22 protein-coding genes are annotated in these 23,497 nt (G+C 67.1%); 6 read left to right on the top strand and 16 right to left on the bottom strand.

What is annotated here, in order from left to right:
* Positions 1-90 precede the first annotated feature (90 nt).
* Positions 91-441, bottom strand: coding sequence for a hypothetical protein (locus VV02_RS02655; protein WP_052589608.1), 351 nt, complete (start codon positions 439-441; stop codon positions 91-93).
* Positions 442-582: 141 nt separating this feature from the next.
* Here VV02_RS02655 and VV02_RS02650 point away from each other — a divergent pair, with 141 nt between their 5' ends.
* On the top strand, positions 583-1,275 hold the full coding sequence (locus VV02_RS02650) for a class I SAM-dependent methyltransferase (protein ID WP_052589606.1): 693 nt from the start codon (positions 583-585) through the stop codon (positions 1,273-1,275).
* A gap of 329 nt (positions 1,276-1,604) precedes the next feature.
* Here the strand turns inward: VV02_RS02650 and VV02_RS02645 are convergent, their stop codons facing one another.
* Together VV02_RS02645 and VV02_RS02640 are read right to left on the bottom strand one after the other, a co-directional pair.
* Entirely contained in the window at positions 1,605-2,099 is a 495-nt protein-coding gene (locus tag VV02_RS02645) for a M23 family metallopeptidase (protein WP_052596464.1), read from the bottom strand.
* 159 nt (positions 2,100-2,258) lie between these two features.
* A complete protein-coding gene (locus VV02_RS02640; RefSeq protein WP_052589604.1) occupies positions 2,259-2,735 on the bottom strand; it encodes a DUF6326 family protein in 477 nt (158 codons plus the stop codon).
* A gap of 162 nt (positions 2,736-2,897) precedes the next feature.
* Here VV02_RS02640 and VV02_RS02635 point away from each other — a divergent pair, with 162 nt between their 5' ends.
* Entirely contained in the window at positions 2,898-4,043 is a 1,146-nt protein-coding gene (locus VV02_RS02635) for a sensor histidine kinase (RefSeq protein ID WP_052589603.1), read from the top strand.
* Positions 4,040-4,687, top strand: a complete 648-nt coding sequence (locus VV02_RS02630) for a response regulator (RefSeq protein ID WP_052589601.1) — start codon at positions 4,040-4,042, stop codon at positions 4,685-4,687. The genes VV02_RS02635 and VV02_RS02630 overlap by 4 nt, the downstream gene beginning before the upstream one ends.
* Positions 4,688-4,748: 61 nt before the next feature.
* Here the strand turns inward: VV02_RS02630 and VV02_RS02625 are convergent, their stop codons facing one another.
* The 5 genes from VV02_RS02625 to VV02_RS27005 all read right to left on the bottom strand — a co-directional run bounded on the left by VV02_RS02625 (position 4,749) and on the right by VV02_RS27005 (position 12,854).
* Positions 4,749-7,844 (bottom strand): replicative DNA helicase, encoded by a 3,096-nt coding sequence (locus tag VV02_RS02625; protein ID WP_083449856.1) that lies wholly within the window; start codon positions 7,842-7,844, stop codon positions 4,749-4,751.
* Positions 7,845-8,132: 288 nt separating this feature from the next.
* A complete protein-coding gene (locus VV02_RS02620) occupies positions 8,133-9,188 on the bottom strand; it encodes a DUF2330 domain-containing protein (protein ID WP_052589599.1) in 1,056 nt (351 codons plus the stop codon).
* Positions 9,189-9,356: 168 nt separating this feature from the next.
* Positions 9,357-10,517, bottom strand: coding sequence for a peptidoglycan-binding protein (locus tag VV02_RS02615; RefSeq protein ID WP_083449855.1), 1,161 nt, complete (start codon positions 10,515-10,517; stop codon positions 9,357-9,359).
* Positions 10,518-10,549: 32 nt separating this feature from the next.
* Positions 10,550-11,584, bottom strand: coding sequence for a C40 family peptidase (locus VV02_RS02610; RefSeq protein WP_052589596.1), 1,035 nt, complete (start codon positions 11,582-11,584; stop codon positions 10,550-10,552).
* Between the two features lie 445 nt (positions 11,585-12,029).
* On the bottom strand, positions 12,030-12,854 hold the full coding sequence (locus VV02_RS27005; RefSeq protein WP_052589595.1) for a C40 family peptidase: 825 nt from the start codon (positions 12,852-12,854) through the stop codon (positions 12,030-12,032).
* 348 nt (positions 12,855-13,202) lie between these two features.
* Here VV02_RS27005 and VV02_RS02600 point away from each other — a divergent pair, with 348 nt between their 5' ends.
* A complete protein-coding gene (locus VV02_RS02600; protein WP_052596460.1) occupies positions 13,203-14,525 on the top strand; it encodes an MATE family efflux transporter in 1,323 nt (440 codons plus the stop codon).
* Between the two features lie 158 nt (positions 14,526-14,683).
* Here the strand turns inward: VV02_RS02600 and rplI are convergent, their stop codons facing one another.
* The 8 genes from rplI to VV02_RS02560 form a co-directional block, all read right to left on the bottom strand.
* Positions 14,684-15,133, bottom strand: coding sequence for a 50S ribosomal protein L9 (gene rplI, locus VV02_RS02595; protein WP_052589593.1), 450 nt, complete (start codon positions 15,131-15,133; stop codon positions 14,684-14,686).
* Between the two features lie 23 nt (positions 15,134-15,156).
* Entirely contained in the window at positions 15,157-15,393 is a 237-nt protein-coding gene (rpsR, locus tag VV02_RS02590; protein WP_052589592.1) for a 30S ribosomal protein S18, read from the bottom strand.
* Between the two features lie 153 nt (positions 15,394-15,546).
* A complete protein-coding gene (locus VV02_RS02585; protein ID WP_052589590.1) occupies positions 15,547-16,179 on the bottom strand; it encodes a single-stranded DNA-binding protein in 633 nt (210 codons plus the stop codon).
* Positions 16,180-16,215: 36 nt separating this feature from the next.
* Positions 16,216-16,503 (bottom strand): 30S ribosomal protein S6, encoded by a 288-nt coding sequence (gene rpsF, locus VV02_RS02580; protein WP_052589589.1) that lies wholly within the window; start codon positions 16,501-16,503, stop codon positions 16,216-16,218.
* Between the two features lie 238 nt (positions 16,504-16,741).
* Positions 16,742-18,088: a glycosyltransferase 87 family protein gene (locus VV02_RS02575; RefSeq protein WP_052589587.1), complete on the bottom strand. Its 1,347-nt coding sequence runs from the start codon at positions 18,086-18,088 to the stop codon at positions 16,742-16,744.
* Between the two features lie 10 nt (positions 18,089-18,098).
* The gene (locus tag VV02_RS02570; protein WP_052589585.1) at positions 18,099-18,722 is read right to left on the bottom strand and encodes a hypothetical protein; all 624 of its coding nucleotides are present in this window, start codon (positions 18,720-18,722) and stop codon (positions 18,099-18,101) included.
* 17 nt (positions 18,723-18,739) lie between these two features.
* Complete coding sequence (locus VV02_RS02565; protein ID WP_052589584.1) at positions 18,740-19,102, bottom strand: hypothetical protein; 363 nt, start codon at positions 19,100-19,102, stop codon at positions 18,740-18,742.
* A gap of 56 nt (positions 19,103-19,158) precedes the next feature.
* Positions 19,159-21,384 (bottom strand): transglycosylase domain-containing protein, encoded by a 2,226-nt coding sequence (locus tag VV02_RS02560; protein WP_169787629.1) that lies wholly within the window; start codon positions 21,382-21,384, stop codon positions 19,159-19,161.
* 309 nt (positions 21,385-21,693) lie between these two features.
* On the opposite strand from VV02_RS02560, the gene VV02_RS02555 reads away from it, so the two are divergent.
* Together VV02_RS02555 and VV02_RS02550 are read left to right on the top strand one after the other, a co-directional pair.
* A complete protein-coding gene (locus VV02_RS02555; RefSeq protein WP_052589580.1) occupies positions 21,694-22,296 on the top strand; it encodes a PadR family transcriptional regulator in 603 nt (200 codons plus the stop codon).
* A 10-nt stretch (positions 22,297-22,306) separates the two neighbouring features.
* The gene (locus VV02_RS02550; protein ID WP_052589577.1) at positions 22,307-23,401 is read left to right on the top strand and encodes an inositol-3-phosphate synthase; all 1,095 of its coding nucleotides are present in this window, start codon (positions 22,307-22,309) and stop codon (positions 23,399-23,401) included.
* Positions 23,402-23,497: the final 96 nt, after the last annotated feature.

Below are 23,497 nucleotides of genomic sequence, written 5' to 3'. Positions count from 1 at the left end.
CAGACGTGGATGAATAGGTCTGCGAAGGAACCTAGGGACGGCCAGTTTCGACGCGGTTTCAGATCGACTGCAGGCTGCGTCGCCTCGGTTTCAAGAGCGGGGTACGTCGACGCCGGCTCGGCGGCACGCGTCCCGCAAGCCTGCACGCGCGTCCCGCCGCGCATGACCGTCGCTGGGGCCGGTCCCGCGGGACAGCCGTGCCAGATTGGCCAGGTACGCCTTGAGCCGGGGATCGTCGGCGCGGTCGCGTGCGTGGGAGAACACCTTCGCATCCTCGCCGTCATCGACCACAGCGACGGTCACGAGCGTGTTCGGCCTGCTGCCGTACTGCTGCACGGCCTTCTCCAGCGCGCGATCGGAGGTGTCGACCCAGCCCGTCGCGTGCTGACACGAGCTGAGGCATTGCCGCCGCGACGTCGTCGAGTTGCTGTCACGTCTCACACCTCTGATTCAGATGAAGCAACATGAAGGAGCACGGTCATGCCACAAGGCGAGATGGGCCCACATACGGATGCGACATCCGGCCTTGGCCGCTTGCGGATAAGTGACGAGCAAGGCTCAGCCATTGGGGGAAGCGACACCATGAAGACCGACTACGACACCTTTGCCGGCGCCTATGCCCGCGCCAACGAGTCCAATCTGCTCAACGCGTATTACGCACGACCCGCGATGCTCGCCCTGGCCGGCGACGTCCAGAGTCGACGGATCCTCGATGCCGGCTGCGGGGCAGGGCCACTGTCGGAGGGCCTGCGCGAGAAGGGCGCCACGGTAACCGGCATCGACTCCAGTCCGGCGATGATCGAGCTCGCGCAGCGGAAACTGGGCGCGGACGCTGACCTCCACGTTGCCGACCTCAGTGAACCTCTTCCGTTCGACGACGATCTCTTCGATGGCGTCGTCGCCTCTCTGGTCTTGCACTACCTGCAGGACTGGCACGCGCCTCTAACGGAGCTGCGGCGCGTCCTGCGACCGGGCGGACGACTCACCTTGTCGGTGCCCCATCCCAGCGCCTACTTGGTGAACTACCCGACCAGGGACTACTTCGCTGTCACCCAGTACTCGGAAACGTTCACCTTCGGGGATGAGGAGGCAACGCTGACCTACTGGCACCGACCGCTGCATGCGATGACCGACGCGTTCACCGAGGCCGGGTTCCGGATCTCCGTCGTCAGCGAGCCGCCCTACGCCACCAACGTGCCACGCGAACTCCTGCCGCCCGATCTCGGCGACCGGAGCGCCTTCGTCTGCTTCCTCTTCTTCGTCCTCGAGGCATAGCGCTCCGGCCCGAGGGTGTCCCGTGTAGTGGTGCGCGCACGTCTGCCGCGGCTGCTCGTGCCGGTCCCGTCCGACGTGCATACCCTGCCTACGCATCGTTCAAGTCCGCGTCATTCCGGGCGCTCGGCACCGGGAAGTCCGCCTTGTGCACGTCCGATGAGACGAGGCGAAGCTCGGTTCGTCTCGTCGTCCAGCGACCACGTGGGACGCAAAAACCTCCGGGCAACGTGGGATTTTGACAATCCACACGTCACCCGGAGGTCGTCCCTGCCACGGGTCAGATCATGTCGTCGCAATCTCGACGAGCGTGGCCGGGCATCACCTTGAGGTCAGGGCCACAGGTTGGGGTTCTTGTCCGATTTGTAACCGCCATAGCGGGGGCGTCGTTCCAGGTGCAGATGTGGACCAGTGGTGTTCCCGGTGTTGCCCGAGTAACCGATCAGCTGATTGGTCGCGACAGCCTGACCATCGCTCACCACTCTCCTCGACAGGTGGCAGTAGCCCCAGTCCGAGCCGTCCACGTTGTCGTTGATCAGAATCATGGTGCCGTACGCGCCACCCCAGTTCGCCCGGCCGGTGCGGACATCGCCGGCGATGGTCGCGTAGACCGGAGTGCCGACGGGGCATCCGATGTCGACTCCGGTGTGGTAGCCGGCCTCCCAGGGGCCGGGCGTCCTCCACGCGCACGTGATCGGGTGCGCGCTCGCGTTCCTGATGGGCCGCACGTATGACGCGGCCTGAGCTCCTGGCGCTGAGGCGATGCCAGCGATGCCGAGTCCGGCGAGCGCTGCGCCCCCGCCAAGGATCAGCCGTCGACTAGGCATGTTCAACGAACCCTGATGGTCTGTCATGACTGTTCTCCCGGGTCTACTAGGGATCGGGGTTGAGGGAGCCCCGCTCGCTTGTGTGGATCACTTCATGCCCTTACCAACCAGCACGGCACAGAGCGTCCCAAGGCCCGCTATATAACGGCTACGAAACTGCTACTCATGGACGGCGACACGCTCGGGGCTGGTCGCCATGGTCGCCGACGGCGCGGTGCGGGGCCAGGTCCAGGCGTACCGCAGGATGAGGGCGAGAACGATCAGTTCCAGTACGACGCCAAGGCCGTAGAAGTACGTCCACGACTCGCCCACCGCGTTGAATGCCGAGACGGGGACGTAGACCGACGCCACGACGAGGTTCGTGATGCGGTTCGTCCGGGCGGGCAGGGTCGTTGACAGCACGACCATGAGGATCGGGACGGCCATCAGGGTCAGCGCCGTCGTCGAAAAGGTCTGGGACAGATCGAACTCGAACACCCTGCCGTCGAGGATGTCTTTGATGACGCCGGGCGTGAAGAAGTTGAGAATGTCCACGTAGGCGTACAGGAACATGAAGCTGGTCCACGCGGCGGCGAGCTTGACTCTCACCGGGACCGGCTGGTCCTCCAGTGTGGTGGCGGGTTGACGTGTTCTCATCATGGGCTCCGTTGTTGTGGTGAGGATCGGTGGACCCACGATCACTGAGCTCGGCGGTGGGCACATCGGCCCGGTGGCTGGAGTTCGCCTGGCCGATGGCACGGTCTCTCTCTCGTGCTTTCGGCTGATCCCCTGGCGGCGCTCCATCCATACGCTGAGGGGGTGAGCAATGCATTGCGGACCGTGCTGGAAGAACCCCAGCCCCCGGACCCACCGGTTCGGGTATGGCGGGACTGGGCGCTGCTGACGTTCGTGACGGTCTCCGGGGTGCTTGAGGGTTTCCTGCGTGAGGATCTGCCGCTACCGGGGCTGTCGGTGGTGTTGGCGGTCGGACTGGCGCCGCTGCTGCTGTGGCGACGTACCCACCCGCTCGCAGTGGTCGCGGCCGCCTTCGGCGTGGTCGCGGTCGTGGACATCGGCCTGATCGCATCCGACGCACCGGCACTCGACATGTACACGATGCTCTACTTCATGCTGCTGCCCTACGCACTCTTCCGGTGGGGTTCCGGGCGAGATGCGGTGGCGGGTCTGGCGATCATCCTGGTCGCGGCCACCATGAGTTTCTTCGTCAGCTGGACCGGGGTGGCCGACGCAGTCGGCGGGGTCGCTGTCCTGATGTCCACCTTTGCCCTGGGCTGGGCCGTGCGTTCTCAGCACGGCGCCCGGGAGCGAAGGCTGGAGCAGGTGAAGTCGGAGGAGCGGGTCCTGTTGGCGCGCGAGCTGCACGACACGGTCGCCCACCACGTCTCCGGCATCGTCATCCAGGCCCAGGCCGGACGTGCCGTCGCAATGTCGCACCCCGAGCGTGCCGCTGAGGTCCTTGCTGTCATCGAGGACGCGGCCTCGCGAACGCTGACCGAGTTGCGCACCATCGTCGGTGTCCTGCGCGCTCCCGAGGGGGCGGACTTCGCGCCACGCACGGGCGTGGCTGACCTCGAGCGGCTCGCCGATCAAACCGAGGGAGGGCCACAGGTCGACGTGGAGCTGTCCGGTGAGCTCGACGATCTCAGCCCCGCGGTCGGGGCCGCGCTCTACCGCCTGACCCAGGAGTCGGTCACGAACGCGCGACGGCACGCCCGCCACGCGACCCGGGTAGCCGTGCGGGTCGTGGGTGACGCCGAGCGAGTGCAGCTGACGGTCGATGACGATGGTGCCGTCAGCTCGGCCGGCGGCAACCCGTCGGGCTACGGCCTGGTCGGCATGCGAGAACGCGCCAAGCTGCTGGGTGGCACGTTCGACGCTGGCCCGAGCACGGGCGGTGGCTGGCGGGTCGAGGCGATGCTGCCCCGAGCGGGTGCTCCCCGATGACCATCCGGGTGCTCATCGCCGACGATCAAGACATCGTGCGCACCGGCCTGACGATGCTGCTGAACGCCCAGCCTGACATCGAGGTCGTGGGCGCCGCCACCGATGGGCGACAGGCGGTGGCCATGGCGCGTCAGCTGCGCCCGGACGTGTGCCTGTTCGACGTCCGCATGCCGCTGATGGACGGTATTGACGCCACCCGCGAGCTCGCCGGCCCCGGGGTCACCGACCCCATGCCGATCGTCGTGATCACCACTTTTGACCTCGATGAGTACGTCCATGGGGCGTTGAAGGCCGGTGCCCGGGGTTTCCTCCTCAAGGACGCCGGGCCTGCGCTGCTGACCCAGGCGATCCACGCGGCAGCCGATGGTGATGCTCTGATCGCTCCTAGCGTCACCGTCCGCCTACTTACGGCATTTGCCAGATTACAGAAGAGGCCATCCGCGCAGCCGATGGAACCGCTCACCTCCCGCGAGGAGCAAGTGCTCCTCACGGTGGCGCAGGGCCGAACCAACAGTGAGATCGCCGCCGATCTCCACATCAGTCCCAGCACCGTCAAAACCCATCTGGCCAGCCTGATGCGCAAGCTCGGCGCGCGTAATCGGGTCGAGCTCGCCATGTGGGCTCATGAGACCGGCCGCACCTGACGTTGGATCCGGGTGCCGTATACCCCGCCCGCATCGTCCGAGAGCGGAAGCCGCTATCCGGCTAGAAGCTCTGGGCCATGTTGGTGAAGCGGCTGTAGTGGCCCTGGAAGGCCAGCACGATCGTGTCGGTCGGGCCGTTACGGTGCTTGGCCACGATCACGTCCGCTTCTCCAGCCCGCTCGGACTCCTTGTTGAACGAGTCCTCACGGTGCAGAAGGATCACCATGTCGGCGTCCTGCTCAATGCTGTTGTGCGCCGCGATGCCGTTGACGACGAAGTTGTGGCAGTTCAGGACCGTTGCGTCGTAGACCTCTTCGATGCCGTCTGGCTCGACTGAGACGACAGAGTCCCAGAAGATGTCGTTCACTGCCAGAAGCTCGAGCTCGGAGTGATCGAGCACCTGAGCTACGCGACCCAGACGCTCACGCGAGGGCGCATGCTTCCACATCGTCGAACCGCAGAACTGCGTTCCCATGGCTGCTGCGAACTCGCGATGAGTCATACCCTGCTCGGTCAGCACATCGCGCACGGTGTCCCAGACCTGAACCGGCACGGTGTCGACATTGGTGTTGGCTTCCTTGGTCCGCACGATGCTCAGCAGCCGAGCAGCGGAAACACCGCGGTCGCCATGGACGCCGATCTCCTGGAGGAAGCGGCGCTGACTGTCGAGACCACTGATGTCGATCGTGTAGCCGTCCCGGTAACCGGCCTTTCGCGTCGTGCGGGTGCGAGTCGAGATGCCGAAGCGCAGCAGGAGCAACGAAAGATCATCGACAAGCCTCCGCGAGGTCGAGGCGTAGTAGATCCGACCGCCCTGACCGCTCTTGTTGACGGTGACCGAGCCGTCCGTCGCCCAGATGTGCGTGAGGAACAAGGCAATCTGACGCTTCGACGCATAGAACACGGGCTCGGGGACGAACTTCTCGTGGCTGCGCAGCCCGAACAGGCCCAGTCCGTCAAGCCACTCCGCGATCGGGTTGCGTTTGCCGTGCCCGAGCGCGAACGGCGCACGCAGCCGGAGGCTTGTCACGCGAGCGGCGGCGTACTCGTCACGCACGGCGGTGATGCCGAAGCCCATGAGCGCAGCCTTGGCGACCGCCGTCAGGTTCTGCTCATCAATGCTGGCGTAGCGGATCGGCTGCTTCTTGACGAACGATCCGTCCCCGATCATGTGCGCGAGCAGCACCAGCCTGTGGTCGTCCTCCCACGGCTCGTGCTTCTCCGGAGCGGGCACGTGGCGAGGGACGGCGAGACGCTCACCAGTACGAATGTCGCCCAGGGACTGCCAGCCGTCATACGTCAGGAAACGATGGTTCTCCGTCGCTCGCACCTGTTTGCCTGAGGCGAGCGTCAGCTTGAACACCGGCCGTGTGCCGGTCGAGAACGCGTGGGTCAGGGGACGTACGACATAACGGAGCGAGTCGTCCAACGCCCAGACAGGGACGTCCTTCTCGCCCGAGGCCGCCAGGTCGCCGATCGAAACCTCTGCACCAGTGTCGGCGCGTAGCAACCTGGATCCGCCTGTCAGACAACCGGATTCGCGAAGGTCAGACATCTGCGGTCGCTTATCGGTGCGCTGCTCAGGACCACGGTTGAGCTGCGAGATCGCGATGACCGGGACCTCGATCTCCTTGGCCAGCAGCTTTAGCGCACGCGAGAACTCCGACACCTCCTGCTGACGCGACTCGACGCGCTTGCCCGACGTCATAAGCTGGAGGTAGTCGATGACCACAAGCTTGAGGTTGTTGTTCTGCTTCAGTCGGCGACACTTCGCCCGGATCTCCATCAGCGACATGTTGGGCGAATCATCAATGAACAGAGGCGCATCCGAGACTCGGCCCATCGTGGCGGCAAGCTTGGTCCAGTCCTCGTCGCGCATCGTGCCCTTGCGCATGTGCTGCAGCTGGATGCCGGCCTCCGCCGACAGCAGACGCATCGTGATCTCGGTCTTGCTCATCTCCAAGCTGAAGATGACGGCGGCCTGACCGTGCTTCACGGCAGCCGCTCGTGCGATATCGAGGCCAAGGGTCGAGTTGTGCGTCGGGATCATCGCGCGCGATGCGAGGTAGAGGTGCGAATCGTTGTCGACCTCCACGCAGCGCACGGGCACCGACTCGACCGACCGAACTGCCGTGACCTTCCAGGCCTCGGCCACGAGCGCACTGCCCGACTGCGGCGTCCGCTCGATCGTGACCGTGCCACGCGACTCGTGCACCTGAGCCGTCGTCAGCACGATCGGTTCAGCGGAGTCGACCGATACGAGCCACTGGTGCTGCTCGTCGGCGACGATCACCGTGCCGTCGGAGAATTCGACCTCGTAGCAGGGCCGCCCCTCCATGACCCCGGTCGTGGCGACCACGCGCGTCGGACGTCCATCAGCACCGATCAGGAAGTCCCCGACGGAGACGTCTCCCATCGTCGTCCAACCCGAGGGAGTTGGCAGGGGAGTGTCAAGAGCGAGCGCCTTGCCGACAGCAGGCCGCGCCGCCAGCACGATCATCTGGCCGGGGTGCAGACCGTTGGTCAACGTGTCCAGATCGGTGAACCCTGTTGGTACGCCGGTCATCTCGCCTGAGCTGGACGACGCCGCCTCGATCTCGTCGGCCGTCGCCTCGATGACCTCACCGAGTCGGACGTAGTCCTCCGACCCGCGCTTGTCGGCCACGGCGTAGACCTCGGCCTGCGCCGCGTTGACGATGTCCTCGACGTCGCCGCCGCCCTGCGCGTAACCCATCTGCACGATGCGCGTCCCAGCATCGACCAGCCGGCGCAGCACCGCCCGCTCTGCGACGATCGCCGCGTAGTAGCCCGCGTTGGCCGCAGTGGGTACGCCCTGGATCAGCTGGTGCAGATAGGCCTGGCCGCCGGCGCGCGCCAGGTCGCCACGCTTGGTGAGCTCGTCCGCGACAGTGATCGCGTCCGCCGGCTCGCCGCGCCCGTAGAGGTCGATGACCGCGTCCCAGATGAGCTCGTGCGCCGGGCGGTAGAAGTCCGTGCCCTTGACTGTCTCGACGCAGTCCGCGATCGCGTCCTTGGACAGCAGCATGCCGCCGATGACGGACTGCTCAGCGTGCACATCCTGAGGCGGCAGCCGATCGTCCCCCGGACCATCCTCGTGCGGTGCACCGTACGACCCCTCGAGTTCGGCGATCGACACCCAGACCTCCCATGTTCAACCGACAACTCGATGAGACCAGTCACCACCGACAGCCCCCTGCCGAAAGGCGGTTCTTGTGACGCTACGAGTCCCCGGACCAGGGGGCAAGGTGAGACACATCTGCCCTGTGGACGACCTGGGGACAACGTGTTGAGAACCACCTCAAACCGTGTGACTCCACTGTGGACAACCCTGTGCATAACGCGGTAGCCATCCCCAGGGCAAGCCTCTGACCTGCGGAAACGTCATCCTCATCCTGTGCATAAAAACTCGTGGCCCTCCTGTGGGTCAACCGACGTTACCCACAGGGCGACTTGACCGGCGTACGCCCCAGACGAGCCACCCGATGAGCGCCGCGAGGAGCACCAGGACGCCCACGGACCAGGTCACCCACGAGCGGTCCACGTCGACATATCGGACGTCTTGCTGCTGGGTGTCGGCTGCCGTCGAACGGAACGTGTAGTCCGCCTGGATGTCCTGCGGATCCACGCTCTGCCGCAGCTTGGTGAGGAACACTCGCTCGCCACCGCGGCCGCCCACGGCAGCACCATCCACCCAGCGCGCGAACGGCACATCAGTCGTCGTACTCCGCGGAGCCGTCACCGGATCCAGCTCCATCCGATGCGGCGCTGCGACGTAGACGACCACCGACTGCCGGTAGCGCGCGTGATGCGACAGGCGAATCGGATAGACCGGCTTGGTCGCCGCGAAGGACAGCCGCAACGGGCTCAGCGTCCCCCGCAGCGTGCTCCCCCGCGACGTGAGCTTCACGGCGTACAGCCGCCAGCCCTGATCCAGGTACGCCTGCATCGCCGGCACCAGATCAGGCCGCGCGGGATAGCCGTGCGCGGTCAACCAGGTCGTCACGGCCGAGCCGTCGGTGCCGCTCAAGGTCGTCACGTCGAACGGCCCAACCGTCGAGTGGCCCTCCACAGTGACGCCACCCGGTGCACCTCCCGCACGAGGCGCGCCATCACCGGAGCGGTCGTCGTCACCACCGAAAGACGGCCAGTAGTTGTAGCGCTTCTCGACCCTCGGCTTGGTCAGGTCAGTGAGCCGGTCGAACAGTCCGTCCGACCCGAGCGTCACGCGAGTTCCCTTGGGAGCCGGCATGATCCACGCTGCGTCCTTGGTCTCACCCTGCACCACCATCGACAGGTCGAGGGTCTCAGTCTTGCCGTCCCACTGCACCAGTCCGAGCTCCCCCGCGGACCGTGCACTCTCGTCGGACGGGATCATCGCGCCGCACGCACACGCGTACGACGCGGCCGGTCCGACGACTTGCAGCATCGCCAGTACCAGGAGGGTCAGCAGCAGCCGTACGCCGTGTCGTCGCCCTTGCATGGTCGTTCCCCATCCGCTCACAGCCGGCGCCGTACGACGCCCGTCCCTGCCGTACGACGCAGTCTGCTGCCACCCGGTTCTCCCGTCACGAGGCGCGCGGACATGACAAGGCACGGTCGGCGTACGGCGAAGGGTCCGTACGACGACCGGGCCAGGCCCGGGGGCGGGTCAGCGGTTGTAGCTCAGGGCGTACGTGCCGGCCGGGTAGGAGGTCGCGCGCTCGTAGGTGTTGGCCACCTGCAGTGACCGGTAGGACGCGCACCCCACGACGTCGAAGTGGAGGTGCGGACCGGTGGAGTTGCCCGTGGTACCCGACAGCCCGATCAGCTGACCTTGGCTGACTCGCTGGCCGCTCCACTTCTTGATGACGCTGAGGTGGCTGTAGACCGTGCACGCACCCGAGGCGTCCCTGATCATGATCGAGTTGCCCGCGCCGAACGTGGTCATACCCGCGCTGTAGACCCGGCCCGAGCGGGCCGCGACCACGGCGGAGCCGGTCGGCATCGCGAAGTCGATGGCGTTCTTGTCCGACCACTTGTTGTGGCTGAACGAACCGTGCGGACCCTGACTGATCCGGTGCTCGACACCCGCCGGGAAGGGCAGCCGGTAGGGCGCGCTGGGCGAGCCGATCGGGAGGTTGCCGGGCTCGCCGGACGTGCCGCACGGGAAGCCGCCGATCCGGGCCCAGGTGGCCGGGCCGACGACACCGTCGACCCGCAGACCCTTCATGTGCTGGAAGTTCTTCACCGCGTGCAGCGTGCGCGCGCCGAAGTCGCCGTCGGCCGGGATGTTGAGCCGCTTCTGCAGGGCCGTGACGACTGAGCCCTTCCAGCCGAAGCGGAGCACGTCACTGACCGTGCAGGTCGGCGGTTCCGGGGTGCCGCCGCCCGGGAAGCCGTACAGGCGCGCCCAGGTAGCCGCTCCGATGTAGCCGTCCGCGGCCAGCCCGCGGTCGCGCTGGAACTTCTTGACTCTCGCCAAGGTCATCGGGCCGAAGTTGCCGTCGATCGCGAGACCGCCCATGCGAGCCTGCGCGATCCTGACCAGCTGACCCTTCGAGCCGTAGCGCAGCACCACGACCTTGGTCGTCGGCTTCGCCGCCACCGCCGCCTTGATCGGCGTCGCACCGGTCGTGGTCGCTCCCGCGAGCTCGGGTGTCGCGGCCGAGGCAGGCGCGGCCATAGCGATCGCGCCGAAGCCGGCCGGCACGCTCAGTGCAGCGCCGGTGGCCACTGCCGTCCCGCGACGGCTGACCATCATCGGTCGTACGGCGCCCATCTTGCGCGGCTGGGGCTTGAGGTGTCGTGGGGCTGGTTGAGCCGTCCTCATGATCTCCCTTTCAGGGTGCTCGGGGGGTGTCGTCAGACGAGTCGGATGGCCTTGACCGGCGCGACGTGCATCTTGTGGATGGAGATGTCCGTGCCAGGACGAGCTGCGTCGATGAGCCGGCCGTTGCCGGCATAGATGCCGACGTGGTGCACCGGTGAGTAGAAGAAGACCAGGTCGCCCACCTTCAGGTGGTCACGGTCGACTCCAGTCCGGAAACGGGACTGCTCGATCGACGTACGCGGGATGTGGATGCCGAGCTGTCGGTAGACGTACTGCGTCAGACCGGAGCAGTCGAAGCTCTCGGCGGGAGTGTCACCACCCCAGACGTACGGCATGCCGATGTAGCGCTTGGCGACCTCGAGCACGTCCGTACCGGTGACGACACCGTCGGAGCCCGACGGCGGCTCCTCACCGCACGGGTAGCCGCCGAGCGAGCGCCAGGTGGTCGGGCCGACGATGCCGTCGACATGCAGACCCTTGCGCTTCTGGAACGCCTTCACCGCCGTGAGCGTGTTCGCGCCGAAGTCGCCGTCGGCCCGGACGCCGACCTTCGCCTGAGCAGCCTTGACGACGTCGCCCTTGGAGCCGTAGCGCACGACGTAGGAGGTGCAGCCGTGCGAGGAAGGCGGGTCGTCGGTGCCGCTCGGGAAGCCGCCGAGCGCGCGCCACGTGGCGGGACCGACGTAGCCGTCGACCTTGAGGTGCTTGCGGCTCTGGAACGCCTTCACCGAGCTGAGGGTCTGCGGACCGAAGTTGCCGTCCACGCGGACGCCGAGCCGACGTTGGGCCGTCTTGACCAGGTCACCGCGCGATCCGTAGTGCAGGACCACGACCGAGGTGCTGGGGCGCGCAGGCATTGCTGCCGGCTGAGCCTTGGGAGCGATCGTCGGCGCGGTGACCGTCGCTGCATCCGCGGGCGCGGCGATGACCGCAGCGCCCAAGGACGTAGGAACGGCCAGAGCAGTACCCGTGGCCAGCACGGTGCCACGACGCACCTGCAGGCTCGAACGGGCGGGAGTGAGCCGGGGAGGACGCTGACGCAGGTGCTGGGGGGCGTGCGCGGTCATCAGGTGCCCTTTCGGTGTGCGACGACAGAGCGGGCTCGGCGCTTCTGGGGGATAGATCCGAGGACCTCCGCCGTCGGGGACGACATGTCAGAAATATGCCGGACCTGTGGCCAATGTGAAAGGTGTGACTTCTGGGACTCGCGGAGAGTTGTCTTGACCCTGGGGCTGAAGTGACGAAACTACGCCGTTGTTGTTCTCAGCCGTGACGGCTGTTCCTCGTGAATGGACAGTCCTGACGCGGCGCGCGGCGCGCCCGGGCGACTCAGGTTGCCCCCGTCTCGCATCGTGAGACGAAGACCTGCCAGGCGCCGGCGTACGACGGCCGCACGCCAGTTACATAGCCCCTCTCACCTGTTCCTTTGGCCCCGAAAACCGTTGGGGCACAACAACGCGCCCCGGGCGGGGGTACCGGGGCGCGTTGGTGAATCGGGGGGTCAGGCGACGATCAGGGGCGACCGTAGCTGGAGACCTGCGGCTGGTAGACAGCGCGCTTGTTGACGCGCATGCCGGGCTTCGGGGCGTCGATCATCTGACCGCCGCCGACGTAGATGCCGACGTGGTGCGCCGGGTAGCCGTAGAACACGAGGTCGCCGACCTGCGGGGAGGACACGCGACGGACGGCCGCCTGCTGGGCGCGAGCCGAGCGGGGCAGCGACTTGCCGACCTGGCGGAAGACGTAGCTCGTCAGGCCCGAGCAGTCGAAGCCGCGGGGAGACGAGCCGCCGTAGACGTACGGGATGCCGAGGTACTTGTGGGCGATGGAGGCAGCGCGGGCGTTGGAGCCGCTGCCAGTGGATGAGCCGCCACCGCCGGTGCCGCCGCCCGGGAAGCCGCCGAGCGCGCGCCAGGTGGCGGGACCGACGGAGCCGTCACGAGCCAGACCCTTGCGGCCCTGGAACGCCTTGACCGCACTGAGGGTCTTCGGACCGAACGAACCGTCCTGGGCGATGTGCAACCGACCCTGGACGACCTTCACGTAGTAGCCGGTCGAGCCGTAGCGCAGGACGACCACGCTGGAGGACGCCTGCGCGAGGCTGACGGGGGCGGCCGCAGCAACGCCCGTCGCAGCTATAGGAGCGGTCGTCGCGGGCTTCACAGCCTGCGGAGCGAGCGCGGCGTTCGCGGGGGCCGCCAAGGCGATACCAGCGAGTGAGGCGGGTACCGCGAGCGCGACACCTGACAGGGCCTTGCCGTGACGTCCGGTCAGCGTCGACACAACGGACGCGGCGAGCGTGGGCTCGGCCTTGCGGTGGCGAGGAGCGTGAGTCATGCGAGGGACCTTTCCCAGTCGTTCGGTTTACAGGTCACGACAAGCCCTGTCGGAGCGACTCACCGTGTGCAGCCGAGGTCCCCCGACGTGGCAGCACGATCACCGAATATCCACGAGCACCAACGCTTCTCCAACCTGTTCGCCAAAAGCGGGGTGGCCCGAGCCACCGACACGCGGCGCACCCAGTCAATGTGACAAGGCGTGTCACATACTTGATTTCCCCGTCACGGCGCGGAATTTACTGATTCTTGACCTTGTCAATCACACCGGAACGCCGAGGGCGTGATCTCTACCGGCCGGTTGTCCCACATGATGAGACAAGTGCAACCTCGCACTACCGTGGCCGTCATGCATCAGGCGCCTCAACGGCAGATCCTCCGTCTGGCCGTTCCGGCGTTCCTCGCGCTGGTCGCCGAGCCGCTGTTCCTGCTGGCCGACTCCGCCATCGTCGGGCACCTGGGCACCGCGCCACTGGCCGGTCTCGGCGTCGCAAGCGCCGCTCTGCTCACCGCCGCCAACGTTTACGTCTTCCTCGCCTACGGCACAACATCCCTGGTCGCCCGCCGCCTGGGCGCTGGCGACGACCGTGCGGCCGTGTCTGCGGGACTCGACGGCGTCTGGCTCTCGCTCCTCCTGGGCGCGGTGACTGCGGTGGCCACGGCCCTGTGGGCACGCCCGCTCTGCGAGCTGTTCGGTGCCTCGAGTGACGCGCTGGACCAGGCCGAGACGTACCTGCGAATCAGTGCCCTCGGGATCCCGGCCATGCTCGTCGTCCTGGCGGCCACGGGGGTGCTGCGCGGTTTCCAGGACACCCGTACGCCACTGGTCGCCGCCGTACTCGGCTTCGGCAGCAACATCGGGCTCAACCTGCTGCTCGTCTACGGCTTCGACCTGGGCATCGCCGGATCCGCGTGGGGCACCGTGCTGGCGCAGACCGGGATGGCCGCCGGGCTCCTCGCTGTGGTCACTCGTCAGGCGCGGCGGCTGCACGCCCGGCTGCGCCCTCACCCCATGGGCGTCCTTGGAGCCGCGCTCGGCGGCGTACCCCTGCTCATCCGTACTCTCGCCCTGCGCGCGGCGATGCTGCTGACCACCTGGGTCGCGGCCGGCCTGGGTGACGTGCCGCTGGCCGCGCACCAGGTGGCGATGACAGTGTTCGGGTTCTTGGCGTTCGCGCTCGATGCGTTGGCGATCGCGGCGCAGGCCATCACCGGCAAGGCGCTGGGTGCGGGTGACGTCGACGGGACCCGTGCAGCCACCCGGCTGATGCTCTGGTGGGGCCTCGGCGCCGGGATCCTGCTCGGCGCGGTCGTCCTCGCGCTGCACCAGGTGCTGCCGCTCCTGTTCACCTCCGATGAGTCCGTACGCCGGGCCCTGGCGGCCGCGCTGATCGTCGTCGCGCTGATCCAACCGGTCGCGGGGCTGGTGTTCGTGCTGGACGGCGTGCTGATCGGAGCGGGCGACGGCGTGGTGCTCGCGGTCGCTCAGGTGCTCGTGCTCGCGGCGTACGTGCCGGTGCTGCTCCTCGTCCGCGCGCACCTCGACGGTGCGGCGACGCACACGCTGACGGTGCTGTGGTGGTCGTTCGCGGCGTTCATGGTGTTCCGGTTGCTGGCACTTGGCTGGCGGGCGCGTACGGACCGCTGGCTCGTCACCGGCGCCACCCGCTGACCTCGCCGCCATATCTCGGTCCTGGTGGTTCGACGCGGTTATATCTCGGTCGAACCACCGGGACCGAGATGAGTCCTCGCCGGACTCGGAGCCTTGGGTACGACGAACGCCCGGCCCCGCGGTGAGCGGGACCGGGCGTTCGGCTGAGTCGGGTGGCCTTACTTGGCCGCGACGACGTCCAGCTTGAGGCTGGCGGCAACCTCCGGGTGCAGGCGAACCTGGACCTGGTGGGCACCGGTGATGCGGATCGGCTGACCGATCTCGATCTTGCGACGGTCGACCGTGCCGACACCGGCAGCCTTGACCGCGTCCGCGATCTCGGCCGTGGTGACTGCACCGAAGAGACGGCCGGACTGACCGGCGCGGGCCTCGACCGTGACAGTGGCGTTCTCGAGGTTGCCCCTGATCGACTGGGCCTCCTCGAGGGTCTTCACCGCGCGGGTCTCACGGGCCTTGCTGATCGCCTCGACCTGCTTCTGGCCGCCCTTGGTCCACGGGGTGGCCAGGTTGCGGGGCAGCAGGAAGTTGCGGGCGTAACCGGACTTGACGTCGACGACGTCACCGGCAGTGCCGAGGTTGGACACCTCGTGGGTCAGAATCACCTTCATGACTCGCTCCTTGTGATCGGGGCTCAGCGAGCCGAGCTGGAGTACGGCAGGAGCGCCATCTCGCGGGCGTTCTTGACCGCGGTGGCGATGAGCCGCTGCTCCTGGGTGGTCACACCGGTCACTCGACGCGCGCGGATCTTGCCACGGTCAGAGATGAACTTGCGCAGCAGCGCGGTGTCCTTGTAGTCGATCGTCTCGACCTTCGCCGCCTTCAGCGGGTTGGCCTTCTTCTTGGGCTTACGCACAACGGGCTTGGCCATCGTGGTGCTCTCCTTCGTTTCGAGAGCCCGAGCTGAGCTCGGGATGGGGTAGTTCTACGAGAGTGCAGTCCCGAGGGACATGACGCGTTCGGCGACGACCCCGGCTGGGCGAGCCTGCGAGCTCAGCCGGAGGAGGAGCCGAACGAAAAGGAACTAGAAGGGGGGCTCGTCGTAGGACGGCCCGGTGCTCCAGCCGCCGCCCTGGCCACCGCCGGAAGCGCCGCCGGACTGACCGCCGCCCTGCGGAGCACCCTGAGGTGCGCTCGCCGGCTGACCGCCACTCGGCGCCGTTGCCCAGGGGTCGTCCTGCGAGGCAGCCTGACCGCCCTGCTGGCCACCACCCTGCTGGCCACCTCCGCCGAAACCGCCCTGGCCGCCGCCTTGCTGGCCGCCGAAGCCGCCACCCTGGCCGCCACCGCGCTGGGTCTTGTTGACCTTGGCCGTGGCGTAACGCAGCGACGGGCCGACCTCGTCGACCTGCATCTCCATCACCGTGCGCTTCTCGCCCTCCTTGGTATCGAACGTGCGTGATACCAGGCGGCCGGTCACGACAACCCGCGAACCGCGACCGAGCGACTCAGCGACGTTTTCCGCCGCCTCGCGCCAGACCGAGCAACGCAGGAACAGTGTCTCGCCGTCCTTGAACTCGTTGGTCTGCCGGTCGAACTGACGCGGCGTCGACGCAACGGTGAAGTTGGCGACTGCAGCCCCGGACGGTGTGAACCGCAGCTCCGGGTCCTGAGTGAGATTTCCGACGACGGTGATGACGGTGTCGCCTGCAGCCATTGGGGTGCTCCCCTTCTTGGGTCGTTGACTAGAGAACTAGGCGCCGACGCGCAGCAGCTTGGTCCGCAAGATGGACTCGTTGAGTCCCAGCTGGCGGTCCAGCTCCTTGGCCGTTGCCGACTCGGCCGTCATGGTGACGACCGCGTAGATGCCCTCGGGCTTCTTCTTGATCTCGTAGGCCAGCCGACGGCGACCCCAGATGTCGACGTTGTCGACCTTGCCGCCGTCCTTGGTGACAACGGTGAGGAACTTGTCCAGCGAGGGCTGGACAGTGCGCTCGTCAAGCTCGGGGTCGAGGATGATCATCAGTTCGTACTGACGCATGCGGGAACCCACCTCCTTTGGTCTTAGCGGTCACGGTCTCTCCGTGACAGGAGGGTTGCAGCGTGCTCTGGTGTATCCGCCAGCCGGACGGCTGAGGTGAGCCCACCTGAGTCCTGCCGGACCTACGACCACTCACGATGCCAGGTGGCACCGACAGGTGGGCGAGTTATCCACAGGAAGATGAGCTCCGGCGTACACCAGGAACCGCACGAGGATATCGGCGGCTCGGCAGGTTGACCTAATCGGGCCGTACGGCCGTCGCGCCGGCCGGCTCGGGCAACCACCACTCGGGTACGACGTCCGCCACGATCCGCTCGCGCTCCAGCTCTCCGTGGGTCAAGATCGCCCGCCAGACAAGGCCCACGAGAGCGAGCAGCCGAGCCATCGTCAGGATCGAGTACGCGGCACCGGGCAGCGCCTTTTCCGGGTTGAACGAGGTGCCCACATACATCCAGACACCGGCGAAGTAGGCCACCTCGATGCCGGCCCAGACCAAGTGGTCGCGCCAGCTCAGACCGCACAGTGCGATCAGCGGCAGCACCCAGAGGGCGTTCTGCACGGGCATGCTCTTGCCGGTCACCATGACCACCACGAGCATCGCGAGCGCCAGCGGCGCGACGGGCAGGTTGCGCTCGCGGTCAGTGGCCAGATAGACGCCGACCACCAGCGCGAGCACCCAGCCGATCACGGCGAGCGCGGTCAGTGCGTTGGCCGGGATCGTGACGTGCGCGATCTGCGCGATCAGCCAGGGTGAGCCGTAGCCCGCCGCCTGGTCGCTCCACGCCTGGTAGGGCTCCATCGGGTCGCCGCCCACGGCGTACGCCATACAGAGGCTCACGACAATCGCCACTGCGACACCGCCGAGCAGGCGACCGAGGTCCTGACGACGGCCATCCCGCCACGCGACGAGCACCACGGCGATGAGGACGACAGCCGGGAACGTGCGCGCGCTGATCGCGGCCCCCAGCAGAAGCCCGGCGACCAACGGGTATCGCCGGTGCCAGGCGAGCAGGCCGACGGTCATCAACGCAACGCCGAAGATGTCGAGCGAGACCAGGCTCGCGGTGATCAGGACCGGGCTGAGCGCGACGTGCGCCGCCTGCCAGGGCGTGCCCTCGAGGAGGGCCGCCGTCGCAACGACCGTGGCCGCGATCAGCAGTGCGATCACGATGGCGGCGAGCGCGAAGTACCAGCGCTGCTCGGCCAGTCCGACACCTGAGGGCGTCAGTCGCCGCAGCACCCAGGTGAGGAACGCCGTCAGCACCGGCTGAGTGTGCCCCGCGCCGCCGGTCGACCAGGGCGAGGCACCCGGCTGCGACGTCACCGCGGCCGGGAGGTCGGAGTAGCAGGCCCGCCACAGCGAACCCGGCGTACTCCAGCCGGCACTCACACAGTGGTTCTTCTGCACGATCCCCAGGGCGACGAGAACGCTCGCGAGCGCGGAGAGCACAGCGGCGGCGTACGTCCATGGCCGGCGACCGAGCCCGGCGTACCGACCGAGCGGGCCACCGAAGACATCACTGGCCAGGGCGACGACACCGTCCCCGCGGCTGGGCGTGGCAAGGCGGGAGGGCGTGCGAGGCATGGGCGCGAGTCTAAGCAGGCGACCCGTGCGCTGTGGGGTGGATCTGCGGTGTATACCCGCCGCGGAGGGCAGCGATGGTCGACGGCGGAGTGACCAGCTCGACGTCGCCGTGGGCCGGGCGCGGCCGCGCGACTCCATAACCCTGTCTCGTCCAGGGCACGATCGCGTCGTCCAGGACGAGGTACGGCTGCTCCTCCATCCGCACGAACGCGCCGGTCGGCAGGTCTGCCCAGTCGGCCGGGTGCCAGCGGCGCCGGCTGGTGCCGCGGTAGTTGCGTTCGCCGTGCAGCCGGCGGTCCATCTCGGTCGCCAACGGCCGTCGTACGTCGAGTGCCTGGGTCCAGGCGTCGCGGTAGGCGTTGTAGTCCTCACGTCGGCACAGCGCGCACGGCCGGTGACCGGCGGCCAGCGCGACCGCCTCGTCGTGGAAGAACAGCACGGTGAAGTGGTGCGGTTGCCACTGCGGCAGGCGCCAGTCCTTGTGGCTCAGGGTGCAGATGATCCACAGCGCGCTGGCGTGGGTTCGGACGATGTCGCGGCCGTTGTGCAGGATGCCGCGGTTGCCCAGCCAGTCGCCGCGCAACGGGATCGCGACGATCTCACCCAGCGGCGTGACCCGGTTGCGCATCGGCATGTCTCACAGCATGCGCGTCATCGCGTGGGCGTGCTCGCGGAAATCCGACGTCCTCGGACCAGTTCCCGCGACTTCCTGGCGAGCCACCTCACCACGGGATCCACGATCAAGAGCAGGAGCCAAGTCACGAACGTCACGACGCCGGCCGCGAGCGCCAGCACCGGTTCCCACGGAGCGTCTGCCATTCCGCCGCCGTGAATCGGGTCACGAACCGGGTAGAGCGAGGCTGTCAGCAGGTAGCCACCGAGGGCGATGGGCGGGCAGCTCAGCGCCCACACCCAGAAGAGTCGATCTGCGCCACTGAATCCGGCGAAGAGCGAGACCATGTAGGCGCACCAGAGGCCGCCCGCTGTGGCCAGCATCAGTACTGAGATCGCCACACCGACACCCCTATCCGGCCATCAACTCTCGCCAGCGCTTCAATGTCGCGGCCGCGTTAGGGGAACGGGAAGGTTCCCCCGCCGCCTGGCCGGGTCGACGTTCCACCGCCACCGGGCCGAGTCGACGAGGGCGGCGGCTCGGTCTTGGTCGGCTTGTGCGTCTTGGTGGGCTTCGTTGTCCGGGATTCCGTCGTCGTCGAGCTGGGCGGCTCGGTCGACTCGGTGTCCGGTGGTGGCGTGTTCGTGGGGGTGTTGGGCGGCGCAGGCTCGTTGGTCGGGTCATGCGTTGGCTCGGACGTGCCGGTGAACGTATTGGACATGCCCGGCGGCTCTGGGAACTTCGGCGCCGGCTGGCCCTCGAGCGCGGCCTCCATGAAGGCCCGCCAGATCTGGGTCGGGTACTTGCTACCGGTGACCGGGTCGCCCTCCTCGCCCTTCATCTGAATCGCCCCAGTGCCGCCAGGCGCCGTTTTATACATGCCCACTGAGGTGGTCAGTTGCGGAGTGAACCCGCTGAACCAGATTGACTTGTTCTCGTTCGACGTGCCCGTCTTGCCTGCGGCAGGTCGATCGAAACCCTTCAAGGTCGGCGTGGCGCTGCCGTCCGTGACCACGCCCTCCATCGCGTTGATCGCGTTGAGCGCCACGTCCTTGTCGAAGGCGCGACTGGTCTTGGGCTTGGCCGAGTAGGAGTAGCCGCTCGCGCTAGAGATGCTCTTGATGTAGTACGGATCGGACTTCACGCCCTGGGCATTGATCGTGTTGTACGCCGTCGCCATGTCGATGACATGGACGGACGGCGTGCCCAGCACGTTCGACAGCACCTTGTCCTGGCCCTGTGCAAATGCCGTCTTGGGGATACCAGCCGCCTGCGCGACGGCAGCCGTCTTGGTCGGGCCGATGTCCTCGTTGACCTGCAGGAAGACGGTGTTGATCGACTTGGCCGTCGCCTTGCGCAACGAGACGCGGTGCCAGTCAACGCCGCCGAAGTTGGTGACGTTGCCCTTCGGATTCGTGGGGGTGATGTACTGCTTGAACCTCATAGGCGAGTTGCCCTCGTACGTCTTGTCGAGAGTCATCCCGTCCTGCAGCGCACCGATCAGCCCGAAGACCTTGAAGTTCGAGGCGCCTTGCATGACCTGGAAGGTCGCGTTGTTCGCTTCCTTCAGGGAGTCGCGCCCGCCATAGAGGGCGACCACGGCTCCGTCACCGGGCTTCTGCGCGACGAGTCCGGTGTGCAGGTTGGCAGAGTCCTCGGGCAGGTTCTGCTCGACCGCCTTGATAGCGGCGTCCTCGGACTTCTTGTTGATGGTCGTGGTGATCCGCAAACCACCCTTGTCGAGGTCGACGTCCGAGAGCTGGAGCTTGTTCTTGAGCTCGCTCTCCACGAGGTCACGGATGTAGCCGATCGGACCGGGGATGGACCGCTTCTTGCGGGGCTGGAAGTTCGGGAGTCGCTGCTGGTTGCGCACCTCCTGCGACAGCCAGCCCTTCTCGACCATGCCGTCCAGGACGTAGACCATGCGCGGGTTCACTCGGTCGATCGCGGCCTGGCCGTTGGCCGGGTCGAGGCGGTTGGGCGAGTTCACGACGGACGCGAGGAAGGCGCCCTCGCTGACTGACAGCTGGCTGACGTCCTTGTTGAAGTACGCCTTCGAGGCGGCCTGGATGCCGTACGCGCCGCGGCCGAAGTAGATCGTGTTGAGGTAGTCGCCCAGGATCTGGTCCTTCGACATCTTCTGGTCGATCTTCAGCGAGATCATGACCTCTTTGAACTTGCGGGTGACCGTCTTGTCCTGGGTCAGGAAGTAGTTCTTGACGTACTGCTGGGTGATCGTCGAGCCGCCGGCCTTGGACCCGCCCCGCAGGTTGGTCCAGAACGCGCGCACGATGCCGGTCGGCGACACACCCTTGTTCTTGTAGAAGTCGCGGTCCTCCGCGGACAAGAACGCCTTCTGCACGTGGTCAGGGATCTGCGTGACCGGCACGCTCTGGCGGGTCGTGCCGTTGAACCGTGCCAGCTCAGTCTTGCCGTCGTCGTAGTAGAGGACGGACTGCTGCTTCTGCGCGTCGGCGTTCGGCTGGGGGATGTCGGTGCGCTGGTAGATCACGAACAGCGCGATGACGCCGAAGACGAACAGCGTGAAGAGACCCAGCAGCGTGCGGGTCACGATCTTGAAAGCCAGGCCGCGCTCCCTGCGCCGTCGCGCGGGTGGCCGCGGCCCCTCCGGCGGCTCGTTCTCGGCGCGCCGACGCGCCCGGGGGCCCGGTGTGTCCGTCACGTGATGAAACCTCTTCGACATCTGGTGCTTGGCGGGGGCTGCCCTGCCTTGGATGGGGCAGCGGGCCTGACCAGCGACATCGGCGTACGACGGCCCGGCCCTCCAGGGTAACCCTGGCTTGAAGGACGCTCAGCCAAGTCGACCGGTTGTCATTGGTCGTCAAGACATCGCATCTTCGATGTATCGAACGGATATATCCGTGTTACGGTTCCCCTGACAAACACGCAGTTTGTCACCTCTACATCGCTGGTCGAGCAGGCGAGGCGCTAGCCGAGCCGTATCGAGACCACAGCACCGAAGGAGCCGACGATGGCCGGGACGTCGCGTCGTGCGGCTGTGCTCGAGCTGGCTGTCCTCGGCCTGCTGCACGAGTCGCCGCTGCACGGCTACGAGCTGCGCAAGCGGCTGTCCGGTGTCCTCGGTGCTTTCCGCGCGGTGTCCTACGGCTCGCTCTACCCCTGCCTTCGCTCGCTGGTCGAGCGCGGCTGGATCACCGAGCTGCACGAGTCCACGCCGGGAGCACTCGCGAGTCGCCGGGCCCGGATCACCTACGAGCTGACCGCCGAGGGCAAGGAGCAGTTCCAGACCTTGCTCGGCCAGGCCGGTCCCGCCGCGTGGGAGGACGAGACCTTCGACGTGCACTTCGCGTTCTTCGGTCGCGCCTCCAGCGATGTGCGGCTGCGCATCCTCGAGGGCCGGCGTTCCCGTCTTGAGGAGCGCCTCGACACTGCGCGTGCCGCCAACCGCGAGCGCCGCGAACGGATCGATGCCTACACCGCCGAGCTGCACCGTCACGGCCTGGAGTCGACGGAGCGCGAGGTCCGCTGGCTCAACGAGCTGATCGAGACCGAGCGGACTGCGTACGGCCATGAGACCACTTCTACGAATTCCATTGACCCGCAACATGATTGAGGAGCAATCCATGGGTAACGTGCGCGTCGCCATCGTTGGCGTCGGCAACTGCGCGAGTTCGCTTGTGCAGGGTGTTGAGTACTACAAGGACGCTGACGCGTCGACCGGCGTGCCCGGTCTGATGCACGTCCAGTTCGGCGACTACCACGTGAAGGACGTCGAGTTCGTCGCGGCGTTCGACGTGGACGACAAGAAGGTCGGCAAGGACCTCGCCGAGGCCATCGGCGCCTCCGAGAACAACACGATCAAGATCGCCGACGTGCCCACCACGGGCATCGAGGTCCAGCGTGGCCACACCCTCGACGGCATCGGCAAGTACTACGCGCTGACCATCGAGGAGTCGGCGGCCGACCCGGTCGACGTCGTCCAGGTCCTCAAGGACGCCAAGGTCGACGTGCTCGTGTCCTACCTCCCGGTGGGCTCCGAGCAGGCCGACAAGTTCTACGCCCAGTGCGCGATCGACGCTGGCGTCGCCTTCGTCAACGCGCTGCCCGTCTTCATCGCTTCCGACCCCGAGTGGGCCAAGAAGTTCGAGGACGCCGGCGTCCCGATCATCGGTGACGACATCAAGTCCCAGGTCGGCGCGACCATCACGCACCGCGTGATGGCCAAGCTGTTCGAGGACCGCGGCGTCACGCTGGACCGCACCTACCAGCTCAACGTCGGCGGCAACATGGACTTCAAGAACATGCTCGAGCGTGAGCGTCTGGAGTCCAAGAAGGTCTCCAAGACCCAGGCCGTCACCTCCAACCTGACCGGCCCGCTGGCCGGCGTCGGCGCGGACGACCGCAACGTGCACATCGGTCCGTCGGACTACGTCGCGTGGCTGGATGACCGCAAGTGGGCGTACGTCCGCCTCGAGGGTCGCGCGTTCGGTGACGTCCCGCTGAACCTCGAGTACAAGCTCGAGGTCTGGGACTCCCCCAACTCGGCCGGCATCATCATCGACGCCATCCGTGCGGCCAAGATCGCCAAGGACCGCGGCATCGGCGGCGCCCTGCTGAGCGCCTCGTCCTACCTGATGAAGTCCCCGCCCGAGCAGCGCGAGGACACCGAGGGTCGCGCCAAGCTCGAGGCCTTCATCGCGGGCACCGAGCCCCGCTGATCCAGCCTGTACGACGAAGCCCGGCTCTCCCAGGGAGGGCCGGGCTTCGTCGTACTCGCTTCTCGTACAAGCAGATTCAGCCTCTTGGTCCGTGCG

Origin of the sequence: Luteipulveratus mongoliensis (genome assembly GCF_001190945.1) — a bacterium.
GTDB classification, from domain to species: Bacteria; Actinomycetota; Actinomycetes; order Actinomycetales; family Dermatophilaceae; genus Luteipulveratus; species Luteipulveratus mongoliensis.
Note: the sequence above shows the minus strand (reverse complement) of the source record. Positions and strands in the feature narration are given on the sequence as shown.

Coding starts and splice junctions, on each gene's coding strand:
- VV02_RS02650 (WP_052589606.1), top strand. CDS start 583: ATGAAGACCGACTACGACACCTTTGCCGGCGCCTATGCCCGCGCCAAC.
- VV02_RS02645 (WP_052596464.1), bottom strand. CDS start 2,099: ATGCCTAGTCGACGGCTGATCCTTGGCGGGGGCGCAGCGCTCGCCGGA.
- VV02_RS02640 (WP_052589604.1), bottom strand. CDS start 2,735: ATGAGAACACGTCAACCCGCCACCACACTGGAGGACCAGCCGGTCCCG.
- VV02_RS02630 (WP_052589601.1), top strand. CDS start 4,040: ATGACCATCCGGGTGCTCATCGCCGACGATCAAGACATCGTGCGCACC.
- VV02_RS02620 (WP_052589599.1), bottom strand. CDS start 9,188: ATGCAAGGGCGACGACACGGCGTACGGCTGCTGCTGACCCTCCTGGTA.
- VV02_RS02615 (WP_083449855.1), bottom strand. CDS start 10,517: ATGAGGACGGCTCAACCAGCCCCACGACACCTCAAGCCCCAGCCGCGC.
- VV02_RS02610 (WP_052589596.1), bottom strand. CDS start 11,584: ATGACCGCGCACGCCCCCCAGCACCTGCGTCAGCGTCCTCCCCGGCTC.
- VV02_RS27005 (WP_052589595.1), bottom strand. CDS start 12,854: ATGACTCACGCTCCTCGCCACCGCAAGGCCGAGCCCACGCTCGCCGCG.
- VV02_RS02600 (WP_052596460.1), top strand. CDS start 13,203: ATGCATCAGGCGCCTCAACGGCAGATCCTCCGTCTGGCCGTTCCGGCG.
- rplI (WP_052589593.1), bottom strand. CDS start 15,133: ATGAAGGTGATTCTGACCCACGAGGTGTCCAACCTCGGCACTGCCGGT.
- rpsR (WP_052589592.1), bottom strand. CDS start 15,393: ATGGCCAAGCCCGTTGTGCGTAAGCCCAAGAAGAAGGCCAACCCGCTG.
- VV02_RS02585 (WP_052589590.1), bottom strand. CDS start 16,179: ATGGCTGCAGGCGACACCGTCATCACCGTCGTCGGAAATCTCACTCAG.
- rpsF (WP_052589589.1), bottom strand. CDS start 16,503: ATGCGTCAGTACGAACTGATGATCATCCTCGACCCCGAGCTTGACGAG.
- VV02_RS02575 (WP_052589587.1), bottom strand. CDS start 18,088: ATGCCTCGCACGCCCTCCCGCCTTGCCACGCCCAGCCGCGGGGACGGT.
- VV02_RS02570 (WP_052589585.1), bottom strand. CDS start 18,722: ATGCCGATGCGCAACCGGGTCACGCCGCTGGGTGAGATCGTCGCGATC.
- VV02_RS02555 (WP_052589580.1), top strand. CDS start 21,694: ATGGCCGGGACGTCGCGTCGTGCGGCTGTGCTCGAGCTGGCTGTCCTC.
- VV02_RS02550 (WP_052589577.1), top strand. CDS start 22,307: ATGGGTAACGTGCGCGTCGCCATCGTTGGCGTCGGCAACTGCGCGAGT.